Genomic DNA, 14,747 nt, shown 5'->3' with positions numbered 1-14,747 from the left:
GCCCGGCATCCCCGTACCGCGGCCGTCCGGACCGGACGGCGGGCGGGCTCCTTCACCCAGCGTCACACATGACGAACAGGGAGTTTACCGGCGCTCGATCCCCCCGGCCCGCCGAAAAGGAGGCCACGTGGCCGCTCTCACAGCCGTGCCGGGCCGCGCGGGCGTCGTCACGACCCTCCTTCCCGCGGCCGCTCCAACGGTCCCGACGCCGTTCACCCGCCCTTCCCGGGTGGTGGGCCGGGGCCCGCACGCCGCGCATGGCGTCCTCGCCCGACGCTGCCCGACCTGCGAGACGCGGGATCATGCGCTTGCCGCCGCTCCCTGCTGGTGGGGGGCGGGACTGGCGGGTGCCGCCGTCGCGGGACCGTCCGCGGCGGCGGCCGCGTCTGCCGCGCCCATCACGGCGACGACGCCGCACGGCGGTCCGTGGCGCCCCGACACCGACGACCCCCGCTTCACGCTGGTCGTGATGCCGGACACGCATTACCTCTTCGACGGGGCGAGCATCCATCCGGCCCCCGTCGAGGCGTCGTTCCGCAAGGTGAGCGGCTGAGGCCGGACGAACTGCGCGAACCGTCCGCCGACGATCCGGCGGCCGACGGCTGGAACGCGATTCCACGGGGGCGACCTGTCCAACTGTGCGCCATTGCAGAGGAGTTCGCGGTACGGGCGGGACTCCCGGCCTCCCGCCGCGGCGAGTTCGTCCTCGCGGTCAACGAGGTAGCCTCCAACGCCATCACCCACGGCGGCGACCGTGGCCGCCCGATGCTGCGCCGCATCGACGGCAAGGTGCAGTGCCGATCACCGACTCCGGCCCCGGCTTCACCGCCGCCGTCAACCCCGAACAGCTCCCGGGCCACGACTCCCACTGCGGGCGCGGCCTGTGGCTCACCCGCACGGTCACCGACCACCTCACGATCGCCACGGCCACGGTCGGCGCCGTCGTCACCCTCGCCCTCCGCCCCCACTGAACTGGCGACGCCGGCGCCCGGGGCGGCTCGACGCACGGCGACGCGTCAGGTCACCAGCCGGGCACCCGCGGATGTCACCACGCGAACAGGCCCGCCACCCAGGCGAACCTCCCGGCGGCGCCATCGAGCACGCCCCCGAGTGCGCCGCGCCGGGGCGCTCACGGCAGGACCGGGAGGGTGCCCGCGCGGGGGATGTGGATCCAGCCCTCGACGGCGGCCGCGTGGGTCTCCTCGGGGCCGGCCGGGGCGCGGGTGAGTCCGCGCCGGACGGCCCGGGCGGCCAGCGCGGCGATCAGCGCGTCGAAGGCGTGCTCGCTGCCGTCGTACGCGGCGCGCTCGGCCGGGCCGAGCCTCAGCCAGGGCGCGGCCGCGCGGAGTTCCGCCGTCGAGCGTTCGGGGCCGAGGCCCCATTGCCGCCGGGACGCCGCCGGGTACACCTCGGCGATCCGCCCGGAGCCGTCGCGGGCCACCGGCCGGTCACGGGCGGCGAGTTCGTCGGCGAGGTGGGCCCAGCGGGCGGTGGTGGCACCGAGCCGGTCGAAGGCGACGGACAGCGGCCACCGGCCGCCGAGTTCCTGGTGGGTGAGGATGTCGGTGCGGCGGTGGCGCAGGGTCGCCCGGTGCGCGGAACTGCCGGTGCCCCGTCCGGGCCAGGGCGTGCCCGCCGCGTGCGCGGCGACGGCCTCGACGAAGGGGATCGGCCAGCCGAAGGGGCAGTCCACCCCGGCCCCTTCCCCCTGTTCCAGGCCGCCGAGCAGGTCGACCAGTACCTCGTCGGTGCACCCGAGCAGCGGCGGGGAGACGACGGCCGTGCCGTCGCCGGGCCAGGTGACGACCGCTGCCGCTGTCGTCCGGGGGCTCGCGGCCAGGTCGATCCCGAGGGTGCGCACCGTCCCATCGTCCCCGCCGCGCGGGGACCCCGCCCGCGCGGCTGAACGTTCCGGTGCCGGCGTGCGTATCCCCTGGCGTACCGCACTGCAGCCAATGGTGAGGACCGGCCGATGAACGCTCAGAGCAACGTCCCCTTCCAGGGCCTTCAAGCGCTCCCCGACGGCGAGGCGGAACTGCCGCTCGTCGTGCACCTGCGCTGGGAGGACCTCGCCGCGCTGGGCCGTGAGGCGAGCCGGCTGGCGGTGCGGCTGCAGCGGCCCGTGAGCCTCGACGAGGCGGCCGGGCACCACCTGCGGACGCGGTTCGGGGTGAGCCACACGCCCGACAAGGACGAGCACCCGAAGACCGAGGCGCCCCGCGCGGTCACCGCGGCGGTGCCCTCCTCCGCGGCCCCGATGGCGATCGCCCCGGGTACCGCGCAGCAGTCCGGCGGCGCCCACGCGGCCCCCGCCCAGACGACCCCCACCCACGCGCCCCACACATCGGCGCACACGACCGCCCCGGCCTCCGGCACCGGACTCACCTCGGCCCGGCAGCCGGAGCCCCCGGGCCGGGTGGCGCCGCTCGGCGGCCGGAACGTGGTGGAGCAGCCCGCGAGCGCCGCCGGATAGCCGGCCCCCGGCGGCCGCTCACATCGCCGCGAGCGCGCGTCCGACGTCCCGCGGACGCCGTACGTGACAGGTCCGGCGAGTCCGGGCCGAGCGTCACCCGGCAACGGCCCTCGTCCAGCGGCTCGCCCGCCCGGGCGGCGGTCAGCGTCGCGTCGAGGTACGCGGCCGGGTCGGTGCCCGGGCCGCCGGGAAGGTCGCGTCCCCGACCTCACCGGGCAAGACAGCTAGCCCTGCCGGACGGCCCTGGCCTCAGCGACCCACCGGCCGAGGACGTCGCGGACGTGGTGGGCGTGGTCGGCGGGATAGCCCCGCGGGCCGCACTCGACGACCAGGATCAGTCCCAGGTAGACCCGGTACAGGGCCAGCCGGTGCAGCGTGGAGGGCCCGAAGTCGAGTGCGCCGCCCGCCTCGTGGTAGCCGGCGACGAGGTCGCTGCGGGGGCCGGCGTCGCCGCCGAGGGCCAGGGAGACCAGTTCGGCCACCGGGTCGCCCCAGAAGGCCCGCTCGTGGTCGATGAGCCCGGTGACGGCGGAGCCGTCGTCGGCGACGAAGACGTTGCCGGGCCACAGGTCGAAGTGGACCAGCCGCGGTTCGATCACCTCCGCCAGGACGTCCGCGCCCTCCGCGACCAGCGCGCGGATCTCGTCGGGGGCGACGCCGAGCGGGGTGCGCCAGTGCTCGGCGTCGTCCAGCATCGCGTCCACCATGGCGCCGAACGCCGTCGGCCAGTCCGCCGCGGACAGCTCTGCCTCGGGCGCCGGGTAGCCGTACCAGCCGTCCTCCGGGGCGAGCGTGTGCAACCGCGCCACGATCCGGCCCAGTTCACGGCGCAGCCCGGCCTGCCGGTGCGTGGGGATGCGCTCGGCCGCCTTGTCCCAGGGGGTGCCGGGCAGGACCGACAGCGCCATGAAGTCCGGTGCGGTGTGCAGGAGCTCCGGCAGCGGCACGTCGCCGAGGGCGGCCATGCGGCGGTGCGCCATGACCTCGGTGGCCATGATGCCGCGCTCGTAGCGCAGCACCACGGCGTCCGGCGGTGGGGCGATCTTCACCACCGCAGGACGCCCGTCGTCGAGCCGCACCCGATAGGCGGCGTTGAACCAGCCGTCCGTCAGCTCGGCCTCCATCGTGCAGCCGACGCCCGCCGACTCCCGCAGCAGGGCAGCCAGTTGCTCGGCGGACAGGGCGCGTTTGGTGAGGCTCCTCATGTCCCCGCATGCTATGAGAGCGCTCCCACGCTGTCACCGGCCGCATGCGGCACCGCCCTCACGGCGCCGGCCCGGGCGACGGCGCGTCCGTGGCACGCCGTCGCCCGGATTGCGGGGCGGGGGCTACACCGTCACACCCGGTACCGCAACCCCTACGCGACTGGTCTGTTCCCGGGCCACTTTCATATGGCAATCTCATCTTCACGTCGTACGCTCAGGCCCCACGTCCCCCACGCTCACCTCCTCAGCCCCAGGTTCCTCAGGATCGACGAAGAGAAGACCGCCGTGGCGTCCCTGCCCCTCACCCTGGCGGCTCGTCTGCTGCCCACCGCCGTACTCGCCATCGTCGGCTGGACGATGGCCTCCTCGTCCCACGAGGACGCCGGCCGCACGTCGGCGAACGGGTCCCAGACCGGCTCCGCCGCCCCGTCCACATCGGACTCCGGCTCGGGTTCGGACTCCGGTTCCGGATCGGACGGCTCCAAAGACGTGCCCGCCACGTACTCCAAGCCGCCCGCGCCGTGCACCGCGATCAAGACCGCGACCATCAAGAAGCTGGTGCCGGAGGCCAAGACGGCGGGCAAGCAACTCTCCCTCACCGACCCCTCGCACCGCACGGGCTGCTCGTGGAACGCCCTCAAGGGCTTCGACTACCGGTGGCTCGACGTGACCTTCGAGGTGTCGACGACCAGCGGCGGCCAGGACGGCGAGGCGGCGGCGAAGGCCTCCTACAAGCGCCTGAAGAAGGCGACCACGGCCTCCGGCATCGGCGACGAGGCGTCCGTGTCCGTGGAGCTGACGACCGAGGACAAGCAGCAGACGCGCGAGGCGGTCGTGGTGTTCCGCAAGGGCAACGCGGTCGTGACCGTCACCTACAACGGCAGCGACTTCGAGAACAAGAAGGCGCCGGGCGAATCCGAGGTCCGAGACGGCGCGCTGGCGGTGGCCAAGGACGCGCTGGCCGGGCTCGGCCCGGGCACCAACGTCGAGGGCGACCAGAGCGCCTGAGCCGGGCCCGTCCGGCCCGGTTCAGGCCCCCGGTGTGCACCACGTCGCGTGGCGGACGCCGGGCGAGGCGCGCGGCCGTCACGGGGGCCGGCGCGGTCGTGATCACGTGGGTCGCGGCCGGCGCGGCCGGGTCCCCGTCGGCGGACTCGGCGTCGGGGACGGCGGCCCGGCCCTCGAAGAGCCCGGCCGGACCGGCACCGATGCCGCGGCCCCGACGCGCGGCACGATGACCGCGAGGACGTTCTCCGGCTCCATACGTCGTCACCCCCTCGTTCGCGGGTCCGCTCCCGCGGACACCGGCCGTCGCCGGATCAGGGCGCCGCGGCCGTCAGGTAGCGCTGGACGGTGGGTCCCAGCCAGGCCACGACCCGCTCGCGCGGCATCGCCGCGGCCGGCGGGAAGCGGAGGACGTACCGGCTGACGGCCATGCCGAGGATCTGCGAGGCCACGAGCACGGCGCGTTCCGCGGCCCGGCCGGGCTCCGGATCGGGGCACACGGCGGCGACGACCGGCGCCAGTTGCCGCTGCAGGATCGACCGCATCCGCTCGGCGCCGGCCGGGTTGGTGACGCCGACGCGCAGCAGGGCGGTCAGCGCCTCGTCCTCCTCCCAGCGCTCCAGGAAGTGCGCGACGAGGACGGCCCCGACGTCCCCTGGCGCGACCGCGGTCAGGTCCGGCATACGCAGGTCGAACTCGGAGGCGGCGGCGAAGAGGCCCTCCTTGTTGCCGTAGTAGCGCATGACCATCGACGGGTCGATGCCCGCGTCCCTGGCGATGGCGCGGATGGTCGCGCGCTCGTAGCCGTCGGCGGCGAAGCGGTCGCGGGCCGCGGCGAGGATCGCCGCACGGGTGACGTCGGAACGGCGGGTGGAGGGGGGCTTCGCGGTCATGCCCACAACTGTAGGCCAACAGTTGTTGACATAGCCAGCCGGACAGGAATACGTTTGCCAACAAGCGTTGACCAACACACGTTGGCCCACAAGCGTTGGCACTCGAGGAGGCCGCCATGAACACCGAGAACCGCAACCACGCCGCCCGCCTGGGCGGCAAAGACCGCCCGGCCGGGGTCCTGGTCGTGGGGGCCGGTCCGACCGGCCTGCTCCTCGCCGGGGACCTCGCCGCCGGCGGCGTCCCCGTCACCGTCCTGGAGCGCCGCGCCCCGGGGCACGGCAACCTGAGCCGGGCCTTCGGCGTCCACGCCCGCACCCTCGAACTCCTCGACGCCCGCGGCCTGGCCGACGAGCTGGTCGCCACCGGCCACCGCCTGCGCGGCCTGCGGCTCTTCCGCCGGCTCTCGCTGGACCTGACCGACCTGCCCTCCCGCTTCCCCTACCTGCTGATCACCCCCCAGTACGAGGTGGAGCGGCTGCTGGAGCGCCGGGCCCGCGCCGCGGGCGTGCGCTTCGAGCACGGCACCGAGGTCCTCGCGGTACGCCAGGACGACGCGGGCGTCACACTCGACGTCCGCGCCGCGGACGGCACCCTCGCCACCCGCCGCGCCGCGTACGCCGTCGGCACCGACGGCCACCGCAGCGCCGTCCGGACCGCCCTGGGCCTGCCCTTCCCCGGCCGGTCCGTGATCCGGTCGATCGTGCTCGCCGACGTCCGGCTCGCCGAACCGCCCCCGGAACTGCTGACCGTCGGCGGCACGGGCGACGCCTTCGCCTTCGTCGCGCCCTTCGGCGACGGCTGGTACCGCGTGATGTGCTGGGACCGCACCGGCGAGCGGCCGGACGGTGACCCGGTCGGCCTCGACGAGGTCCGCGACATCACGCGCCGCGCCCTGGGCACCGACCTCGGCATAGGAGAGGCCCGCTGGCTCTCCCGCTTCCACAGCGACGAACGCCAGGTGCCCGTCTACCGCGCCGGCCGCGTGCTGCTCGCCGGCGACGCGGCACACGTCCACTCCCCCGCCGGCGGCCAGGGGATGAACACCGGCCTCCAGGACGCCGCCAACCTCGGCTGGAAGCTCGCCGCCGTGGCGCGCGGACGCGCGTGCGACGCCCTGCTCGACACCTACCAGGCCGAACGCCACCCGGTGGGCGCGATGGTGCTGCGCAGCAGCGGCGGCATCATCCGGCTCGCCATGGCCCGCAACGCCCTCCAGCGGGCCTTCCGCGACCTGGTCTCCCTGGCCGTCGGCCACCTCCCGCCGCTGCGCCGCAGGGCCCTGGGCGCGGTCACCGGCATCGGCATCGCCTACCCCGCCCCGCGTGGCGCCCACCCCCTGACCGGCGGGCGCGCGCCGGACCTGCCCCTGCGGGAAGGGCGGTTGTACGAGGCCCTGCGCGCCGGCCGCTTCGTGCTCGTCACCCCCGAGGGCCGCGCGGACGGTCCCGCCGACCCGCGCGCCGTCCACGTCACCCGTACGGACGGCGGCCGCACGACGTTGCTCGTCCGCCCCGACGGATACGTCGCCTGGGCAGCCGAGGGCGCCGACGACGGCGTACGCGCCGCCGCGCTCACCGCGTGGGCCGGGGAGGCGTGACGAATCGAGCGTCCCGGCCCTGGCCGCGCCGACGGGCGGCGCGACGGTGTTCTGGCCGTGGTTCACCCGGCGGACCGCCCTGAGAGCCCTCGGCGTCACCGCGCCTATGCTGCAAGCGTAGGCGGGCACTTGTCGCTCCCGACCTCCCGACCTCCCGACCGGCGAAAGGCAGCACGACCATGAGCCCCCGTACCGCAGTCGTGACCGGCGCGAGCAGCGGCATCGGTGCCGCCACCTCCCGCAGGCTGGCCGAAGCCGGCTACCACGTCGTGCTCACCGCGCGGCGCGCCGACCGTCTGGAGGCGCTCGCCAAGGAGATCACCGCGGCGGGCCACTCCGCCGCGGCCGTCGCCCTCGACGTCACCGACCGCGGCGCCGTCGACGCGCTCGCCGCCTCGCTGGACCGGGTGGACGTCCTGTTCGCCAACGCCGGCGGCGCCCTCGGCGCGGACCCGGTCGCCACCGCCGACCCCGCGGAATGGCGCACGATGTACGAGGTCAACGTCCTCGGCGTGCTCAACACGGTCCAGGCGTTCCTGCCGGGGCTGATCGCCTCCGGCGACGGCACCGTCGTCGTGCTCTCCTCCACTGCCGCGTTCACCCCCTACGAGGGCGGCGGCGGCTACGTCGCGGCCAAGCACGGCGCCCACGCCCTCGCCGGCACGCTCCGCCTGGAGCTGCTCGGCGAGCCGGTCCGCGTGATCGAGATCGCCCCCGGCATGGTGAAGTCCGAGGGCTTCGCCCTCACCCGCTTCCACGGCGACAAGGAGAAGGCCGCCGCTGTCTACGCGGGAGTGGCCCAGCCCCTCACTTCCGAGGACATCGCCGACACGGTCACCTGGGCGGTCACCCGCCCGTCCCACGTCAACGTCGACCTGCTGGTCGTCCGCCCCCGCGCCCAGGCCGCCCAGCACCGGGTGCACCGCGAGCCGTAGTCGCCCGGCGCGGTCGGGGGGGAGCACGAGCGACGTGCCGGGGGTAACCGTCCGGGCCCGCGGAGCGCCCTCGGCCGGTCGACCCGGCACGGGTCGACGACGGCCTGTCCCCCCGGCCCGCGCACCCCGGGCGTCGCCCAGAGCTCTGCGGGAGCCGCCGGAGGGGGCGCGCGTTCGCGCAACTCGGCGACGCGCGGCGCGGCGAGACCCGCCCGGCCACTCAGACCGCCTCGACCCGGGCCGCACAGGCGCACCGCCCGCCCTCGCCGTCACCGTACGGCCGGCACCCCCGGCCGGGCTCAGCCCTTCACGCAGACGACCTGCTTGAGCTTCGCGACGACCTCAACGAGGTCCCGCTGCTGCTCGATCACCTTCTCGATCGGCTTGTACGCGCCCGGGATCTCGTCCACCACACCCGAGTCCTTGCGGCACTCGACGCCCTTCGTCTGCTCCTCCAAGTCCCGCGTGGAGAACCGCTTCTTCGCCGCGTTGCGGCTCATCTTGCGGCCCGCGCCGTGCGAGGCGGAGTTGAAGGCGTCGGTGTTGCCGAGGCCCCGGACGATGTACGAACCGGTGCCCATGGAACCCGGGATGATGCCGTGGTCACCACTGCCGGCCCTGATCGCGCCCTTGCGGGTGACGAGCAGGTCCATGCCGTCGTAGCGCTCCTCGGCCACGTAGTTGTGGTGGCAGGAGATGACCTCGCCGAAGGTGACCTCGGCCTTGCGGAACTCGCGCCGCAGCACCTCCTGGAACAGGGCCATCATGATCGCCCGGTTGCGCTTCGCGTAGTCCTGCGCCCAGAACAGGTCGCGCCGGTAGGCCGCCATCTGCGGGGTGTCCGCGATGAAGACGGCCAGGTCGCGGTCGACCAGGCCCTGGTTGTGCGACAGCTTCTGGGCCTCGCCGATGTGGTGCTCGGCGAGTTCCTTGCCGATGTTGCGCGAGCCGGAGTGCAGCATCAGCCACACCGCGCCGTCCTCGTCGAGGCAGACCTCGATGAAGTGGTTGCCGGAGCCGAGCGTGCCCATCTGCTTCGTCGCGCGCTCGTGCCGGAACCTGACGGGCTCGGCCAGGTCGTCGAAGCCGTCCCAGAAGCCGTCCCAGCCGGCCGCGGACAGGCCGTACAGCCGGGCCGGGTCGACGGCCTCGTCGTGCATGCCGCGGCCGACCGGGATGGCCTGCTCGATCTTGGAGCGGAGCCGTGAGAGGTCACCGGGCAGGTCGCTGGCCGTCAGAGAGGTCCGCACCGCGCTCATGCCGCAGCCGATGTCCACGCCGACCGCGGCCGGGCAGACCGCGCCGTGCATGGCGATCACCGAGCCCACCGTGGCGCCCTTGCCGTAGTGGACGTCGGGCATGACGGCGAGTCCCTTGATCCACGGCAGCGAGGAGACGTTGCGCAGCTGCTGCATGGCGACGCCCTCGACCGCGGCCGGGTCGGTCCACATGCGGATCGGCACCCGCACTCCGGGCACTTCTGTGTACGACATCTGTTCCCCCCGGGTCGGACGGTGAGATCCATCAAGGCAACACAAGCAACGCGCCTCAATGGAAAGCGGAATAAAGGGCGAAGTCGCGCATACAGCCCTATGATCCGGCGACGGCCGCAGCGCGTGCGGTAGACATTGTGTCTACCCGTCGCCCACCCCCGCCAAGGGATTTACGCGGGCGCCGGACCGATCGCCGGAGGAAGGGGCCACCTCAGTGCAGCCAACGGGAGACCGCGTCCACCGGGTCCGGGGCCTGGTGGCCGCGGCGTGCATGACCGCGTTCGGCGTCGCGGCGCTGGCCGGCTGCTCGGGGTCGAGCGGCTCCGGGGACGGCGCGCGCAACGGCGACATCGCGGACGGCGGGCAGTCCACCCCGGCGGCCCCGCCCGGCCGGTACCGGGTGCTGCCCGAGCCGTGCGGCTCGGTCGCCCCGGACACGCTCAAGAAGTTCGTCCCGGACGCGGACGACTACGCCGGCGAGGCGACCGTGACGTTCGACACGGACCGCAAGGCGGGCTGCAAGTGGACCGGCCGCACCGGCCTCGGCAACCGCTACCTGCACATCGACCTCGAGCGCGTCGTGTCGTACGACACATCCGTCAGCGACGAGAGCCAGGCCACGGCGGACTACGACAACCGCGCCGCCCAGGCCCACATCCCGGCCTCCACGGCACCGGCCGGCGCCGCCGCCTCCGCGTCGGCGGCCTCGGGTCAGCCCAGCTCGGAAGCGGGGAGCCCGGTGGCACCGGACATCCCTTCGCCGTCCGCGACCGCCACCGGCGACACCTCCCCTCGCACCCTCGACGACCTCGGCGACGGGGCCTTCCTCGATGACGTCCTCAGGAACCAGGACTCCGGACTCCACCGCGACGTCACCGTCGTCTTCCGCATGGCGAACGTCCTGGTCACCGTCGAACTCTCGCAGTGGTCAACGGACAAATCGGTCGAACCGCCCAGCGAGCAGCTGCAGCTGGGGGCCCGCCAGGTCGCGGCCGAGCTGGCAGATCAACTCGACGAATGAGACGAAGCGCGTAGTCTGGCCGTTTGTGCCATGACATGACACGCAACGAAATGAGCGAAGGATCCATGCACCGATCAGCCCCGCACCTCGCCCGCCTGCTCGTGGGCGCGGCCGTGCCGGTGATGCTCGTCGCCGGCTGCTCCTCCGGCTCGGACTCGTCCAAGGACGACGCGCAGAAGGCGGCCGCCGCCTCGGCCCCCGCGTCGAAGTCCGCGTCACCGTCGCCCAGCGCCGTCGCCGCCACGTACGCCGAACTCCCCGACCCCTGCCGGGTCATCGGCGCCAAGACCGTCAAGTCCCTGGTCCCGAAGGCGAAGAAGCCCGCGGGCACCCCCGCGCACTCGGCGCAGCGCGACGAGCGCGGCGGCTGCTCCTGGAACGGCCTGGACGGCTACCAGTACCGCTGGCTGGACGTCTCGCTCCAGCGCTACGACTCGGTCGCGGGCCTCGGCTCGGCCGAGGAGCAGGCGAAGAAGCGCTACGCCGAGCAGGTCGCCGAGGCCGGCCGGGCGAAGGGCGCCAAGAGCGCGCCGGTGACGGTGGACGGCGTGTGGGACGCGGGCACCGCCGTCACCTCGACGGTGAAGAAGGACAAGGAGGAGTACCGGGACGTCACGGTCGTCGCCCGCACCGGGAACGCCGTGCTGGTGCTCACCTACAACGGCGCGGGCCTCGAGGACGCCAAGACCCCGGCCGAGTCCGGCCTGAGGTCCGACGCCCTCACGGCGGCCAAGGAGGCGGCCACCGCGATCGCGGCGGCGAACGCGTAACAACTGCGGAATCCGCTGTACCGATTCACCACGTTTGGGCAACCTGCCCGTTGCCCCGTGTGGCAGGCTTGGCAGGCCAGTTTCCGAGCCTGGGAGGGTCGCGGGTGTCCGCGATACGCATGAACCGGACGCACCGGATCCTGACCGGTGTGGTCGTCACGGGCGCGGTGGTCATCGCCGCGATCGGCTTCGCGGGCTCGTACGCGGCCGTGCGCGAGCTGGCGCTGCACAAGGGCTTCGGCTGGTTCGCCAACGTCTTCCCGATCGGCATCGACGCCGGGATCGTGGTCCTGCTCGCGCTCGACCTGCTGCTGACCTGGCTGCGCATCCCGTTCCCCCTGCTGCGCCAGACGGCGTGGCTGCTGACGGCGGCGACGATCGCCTTCAACGGCGCGGCGGCCTGGCCCGACCCGCTCGGCGTCGGAATGCACGGCATCATCCCGATCCTCTTCGTCGTCTCGGTGGAGGCGGCCCGGCACGCGATCGGCCGGGTCGCCGACATCACCGCCGACAAGCACATGGAGTCGGTGCGGCTCGCCCGCTGGTTGCTGGCCCCGTTCGCGACCTTCCGCCTCTGGCGGCGCATGAAGCTGTGGGAGCTGCGCAGCTACGACGAGGTCATCCGGGTCGAGCAGGAACGTCTCGTCTACCGGGCCCGGCTGCGCGCCCGCTATGGCCGGGCCTGGCGCCGCAAGGCCCCGGTCGAGGCCCTGATGCCGCTGAAGCTCGCCCGGTACGGGGTACCCATGGAGCAGACGGCCGCCGTCGGCCTCGCCGCCGCGGGCATCGACCTGCCGGCCCCGGCCGGGCTCACGGCGGCGGGAAACGACCCGCGGCCGCGCCCCACGCAGGCGGCGGCTTCCGCCGTCGCAGCGCCGGATCACGATTCCAGGATCGTCCGGGCCATGACGCCCGCCCAGGCACCGATGGCGACCGCTGTGGCGGAAGGGCCGAGCAAGTGGTTCGCCGCTCCCGAGCCCGTGCGTTACCAGGGCGGCTACGCCCCGGACAACGGGTCGTCAGCGTTTGCGCCGCCGCAGCAGCAGGCCTTCGCCAACGGAAGGCCGCAGCAGGCCCCTGTGCCGCAGCCCCGCGCGCCGGAGCCCGAGCACGCTCCGGAGCCGGCGCCCGTGCCGGTACAGGAGCAGGCGCCGGAGCCGGAGCCGGAGCCGTCCGTACAGGTCCCGAACGGCGCGGGCGGCACGCGCCCCCTCGGCGAGGGCGTAACGGAAGCAGGGCCGTCGGACGAGGACCTGTACCGGGTGTTCCGGCAGTCGATAGTGGGTGAGGGCATGCCCACAACCCGCACCTTCGCCGCGGACATCGAGACGGCGTACGGACTGCGCCTCCCGTCTCGCGATCTGAACCACCTTATGGAGCGGTTCACGGCCCGCCTCAACAGTCAGATGATGGAAGACCACATCGCGTAAGGCCCACGGAGCCTGGCGTGTTCGGCGCCCGGTAGGCGGCCTTCGGCGCCAGGAACCCTGATGAGGATGCCGGAGTCGCACTGCCGGCAGGCCTCTTGGCGAGGTCCCGGGCGAGTCGGTCACGCACTCGTACAGGCACGCGGACAGGCACCCCTCGAATATTCGCGCCCCGGTGCGCACGACGGCGGCGGGTGGCCGTGCCACTCGCCGCCGTCACGTGCACGTCCGGTTCAGCTCGCCGCGAGCAGTTCCCGCACACGATCCTGACCCACCGCCAGGAGCAGCGTGGGCAGCCGCGGGCCGGTGTCCCGGCCGACCAGCAGCTGGTAGAGCAGGGCGAAGAAGGACCGCTGGGCGACCTTCATCTCCGGTGTCGGCTTGGCGTCGGGCGCGAAGCCGGCCTGGATCTTCGGCACGCCGTAGACCAGGGTGGTCAGCCCGTCCAGCGACCAGTGCTCGGCGAGCCCGTCCACCAGCAGTTTCAGCGCCTCCCGCTCCTCGCCGGACAGCGCCGCCAGGGCCTCGGCGTCCGGCTCGGTGCGCACCCGTGTGCGGGCCTCCGGCTCCACGTGGGTGTTCACCCAGCGCTCTGCGCAGTCCAGCCGCGGCCGGGCCTCCTCCAGGGAGGCCAGCGGCCGCTCCTGGTCGAAGTCGCGCAGGATGCGCAGGGTCTGCTCCTCGTCGCCGGTCGTGATGTCCACGACCGAGGCGAGGGTGCGGTACGGCAGCTTGCGCGGGGTGGTCGGGAGCTCACCGCTCGCGGTGCCCGCGGCCCGCGAGTGCACCGCGAGGTCCACCGGGGCGGCCGTGCCCTCGGCGACCTTGCGCTCCAGCGCGTCCCACTCGTCGTAGGTGCGGGAGATCTCGTCGCCGAAGGAGATGTTGAACGCCTGGTTGGGCCGGCGGCGGGCGTACAGCCAGCGCAGCAGCTGCGGCTCCATGATCTGCAGGGCGTCGGCCGCGATCGGCACCCCGCCCTTGGAGCTGGACATCTTGGCCATGCCGCTGATGCCGACGAAGGCGTACATCGGGCCGATGGGCGGCTCGGCGCCGAAGATCTCGCGCACCAGTTGCTGACCGACCATCCAGGAGGAGCCGGGGGACTGGTGGTCCACGCCCGACGGCTCGAAGTCCACGCCCTTGAAGGCCCAGCGCATCGGCCAGTCGACCTTCCACACCAGCTTGCCGCGGTCGAACTCGGTCAGCCGCACCGTCTCGCGGTTGCCGCAGGCCTGGCACTCGTAGGTGAGGTCGGTGGTGTCGTCGTCGTAGGCGACGACCGTGGTCAGGTCCTTGCCGCAGGCCGAGCAGTACGGCTTGTACGGGAAGTACTCGGGGGCCTGCGCGAGTGTGGCCTCCTCGTCGTCCTGCTCCTCGCCGCCGCCCTTCTTCTTCGTCCGGTAGCGGCCGAGCACCTCGTCGATCCGCCGGCGCTCGCGCATCGCGTGCAGGATCTGCTCGCGGTAGGTGCCCGAGGTGTACTCGACGGTCTGGCTGATCTCGGTCACCTCGACGCCGAGCGCCGCCAGCGCCTCCCGGAAGGGGGCCTTGAAGTGGTCCGACCACGTCTCGTACGCGCTGCCCTCGGGCGCCGGCACGGAGGTCAGCGGCTTGCCGATGTGCTCGGCGTACGAGGGGTCGTAGCCGGCCGGCACCTTGCGGTAGCGGTCGAAGTCGTCCCAGGACAGGATGTGCTCGCAGGGCACGCCACGCCGCTTGATCTCGTCGGCGACCAGGTGCGGGACCATGATCTCGCGCAGGTTGCCCAGGTGGATCGGCCCGGAGGGGCTGATCCCGGAGGCGACGATGATTTTCTTGCCCGGAGCCCGCCGCTCGGCTTCCGCGATGACGTCGTCCGCGAAGCGGGCGACCCAGTCGGCCTCGGTGCTCTGAGCCACTGTCTCGACTTCCTTCCACCTGTGCA

The 14,747-nt window shown here is 73.6% G+C and carries 14 protein-coding genes and 1 pseudogene; 10 read left to right on the top strand and 5 right to left on the bottom strand.

Annotation, left to right across the window (positions count from 1 at the left end):
• The first annotated feature begins 127 nt into the window (after positions 1 to 127).
• The 3 genes and pseudogenes from AC3EUJ_RS10635 (at position 128) to AC3EUJ_RS10625 (ending at position 971) form a co-directional block, all read left to right on the top strand.
• A complete protein-coding gene (locus tag AC3EUJ_RS10635; protein WP_431960831.1) occupies positions 128 to 553 on the top strand; it encodes a hypothetical protein in 426 nt (141 codons plus the stop codon).
• A pseudogene (locus AC3EUJ_RS10630) lies at positions 550 to 702 on the top strand (ATP-binding protein); the annotation flags it as partial. The gene AC3EUJ_RS10635 and the pseudogene AC3EUJ_RS10630, both read left to right, overlap by 4 nt.
• Before the next feature lie 92 nt (positions 703 to 794).
• Positions 795 to 971 (top strand): ATP-binding protein, encoded by a 177-nt coding sequence (locus tag AC3EUJ_RS10625; protein WP_431960830.1) that lies wholly within the window; start codon positions 795 to 797, stop codon positions 969 to 971.
• A gap of 158 nt (positions 972 to 1,129) precedes the next feature.
• Here the strand turns inward: AC3EUJ_RS10625 and AC3EUJ_RS10620 are convergent, their stop codons facing one another.
• Positions 1,130 to 1,861, bottom strand: a complete 732-nt coding sequence (locus AC3EUJ_RS10620) for a DUF429 domain-containing protein (protein WP_431960829.1) — start codon at positions 1,859 to 1,861, stop codon at positions 1,130 to 1,132.
• Positions 1,862 to 1,972: 111 nt separating this feature from the next.
• Here AC3EUJ_RS10620 and AC3EUJ_RS10615 point away from each other — a divergent pair, with 111 nt between their 5' ends.
• Positions 1,973 to 2,473 (top strand): hypothetical protein, encoded by a 501-nt coding sequence (locus AC3EUJ_RS10615; RefSeq protein ID WP_431960828.1) that lies wholly within the window; start codon positions 1,973 to 1,975, stop codon positions 2,471 to 2,473.
• 224 nt (positions 2,474 to 2,697) lie between these two features.
• Here the strand turns inward: AC3EUJ_RS10615 and AC3EUJ_RS10610 are convergent, their stop codons facing one another.
• Positions 2,698 to 3,678, bottom strand: coding sequence for a phosphotransferase family protein (locus AC3EUJ_RS10610; RefSeq protein WP_431960827.1), 981 nt, complete (start codon positions 3,676 to 3,678; stop codon positions 2,698 to 2,700).
• 285 nt (positions 3,679 to 3,963) lie between these two features.
• On the opposite strand from AC3EUJ_RS10610, the gene AC3EUJ_RS10605 reads away from it, so the two are divergent.
• Positions 3,964 to 4,686, top strand: coding sequence for a hypothetical protein (locus tag AC3EUJ_RS10605; RefSeq protein WP_431960826.1), 723 nt, complete (start codon positions 3,964 to 3,966; stop codon positions 4,684 to 4,686).
• A 311-nt stretch (positions 4,687 to 4,997) separates the two neighbouring features.
• Here AC3EUJ_RS10605 and AC3EUJ_RS10600 read toward each other — a convergent pair whose 3' ends face one another.
• Positions 4,998 to 5,576 carry a TetR/AcrR family transcriptional regulator gene (locus AC3EUJ_RS10600; protein WP_431960825.1) on the bottom strand — a complete coding sequence of 193 codons (579 nt, stop codon included), beginning with the start codon at positions 5,574 to 5,576 and terminating at the stop codon, positions 4,998 to 5,000.
• A 116-nt stretch (positions 5,577 to 5,692) separates the two neighbouring features.
• On the opposite strand from AC3EUJ_RS10600, the gene AC3EUJ_RS10595 reads away from it, so the two are divergent.
• Both AC3EUJ_RS10595 and AC3EUJ_RS10590 read left to right on the top strand, forming a co-directional pair.
• Positions 5,693 to 7,174, top strand: a complete 1,482-nt coding sequence (locus AC3EUJ_RS10595; RefSeq protein ID WP_431960824.1) for an FAD-dependent oxidoreductase — start codon at positions 5,693 to 5,695, stop codon at positions 7,172 to 7,174.
• A 179-nt stretch (positions 7,175 to 7,353) separates the two neighbouring features.
• On the top strand, positions 7,354 to 8,109 hold the full coding sequence (locus AC3EUJ_RS10590) for an SDR family NAD(P)-dependent oxidoreductase (RefSeq protein WP_431960823.1): 756 nt from the start codon (positions 7,354 to 7,356) through the stop codon (positions 8,107 to 8,109).
• A 299-nt stretch (positions 8,110 to 8,408) separates the two neighbouring features.
• Here the strand turns inward: AC3EUJ_RS10590 and AC3EUJ_RS10585 are convergent, their stop codons facing one another.
• Positions 8,409 to 9,602, bottom strand: coding sequence for an RtcB family protein (locus tag AC3EUJ_RS10585; protein ID WP_431960822.1), 1,194 nt, complete (start codon positions 9,600 to 9,602; stop codon positions 8,409 to 8,411).
• 214 nt (positions 9,603 to 9,816) lie between these two features.
• Between AC3EUJ_RS10585 and AC3EUJ_RS10580 the strand changes: the two genes are divergently transcribed.
• From AC3EUJ_RS10580 to AC3EUJ_RS10570, 3 genes are all read left to right on the top strand, one after another.
• On the top strand, positions 9,817 to 10,623 hold the full coding sequence (locus AC3EUJ_RS10580) for a hypothetical protein (RefSeq protein WP_431960821.1): 807 nt from the start codon (positions 9,817 to 9,819) through the stop codon (positions 10,621 to 10,623).
• A gap of 65 nt (positions 10,624 to 10,688) precedes the next feature.
• On the top strand, positions 10,689 to 11,393 hold the full coding sequence (locus AC3EUJ_RS10575) for a DUF3558 family protein (protein ID WP_431960820.1): 705 nt from the start codon (positions 10,689 to 10,691) through the stop codon (positions 11,391 to 11,393).
• Between the two features lie 119 nt (positions 11,394 to 11,512).
• The gene (locus tag AC3EUJ_RS10570) at positions 11,513 to 12,823 is read left to right on the top strand and encodes a DUF2637 domain-containing protein (RefSeq protein WP_431960969.1); all 1,311 of its coding nucleotides are present in this window, start codon (positions 11,513 to 11,515) and stop codon (positions 12,821 to 12,823) included.
• Positions 12,824 to 13,053: 230 nt separating this feature from the next.
• Here AC3EUJ_RS10570 and lysS read toward each other — a convergent pair whose 3' ends face one another.
• Positions 13,054 to 14,721 carry a lysine--tRNA ligase gene (lysS, locus tag AC3EUJ_RS10565; RefSeq protein WP_431960819.1) on the bottom strand — a complete coding sequence of 556 codons (1,668 nt, stop codon included), beginning with the start codon at positions 14,719 to 14,721 and terminating at the stop codon, positions 13,054 to 13,056.
• Positions 14,722 to 14,747: the final 26 nt, after the last annotated feature.

This window comes from Actinacidiphila sp. bgisy160 (assembly GCF_057707815.1).
The sequence above is the reverse complement of the archived record's forward strand: the minus strand, read 5'-3'. Positions and strand labels throughout refer to the sequence as shown.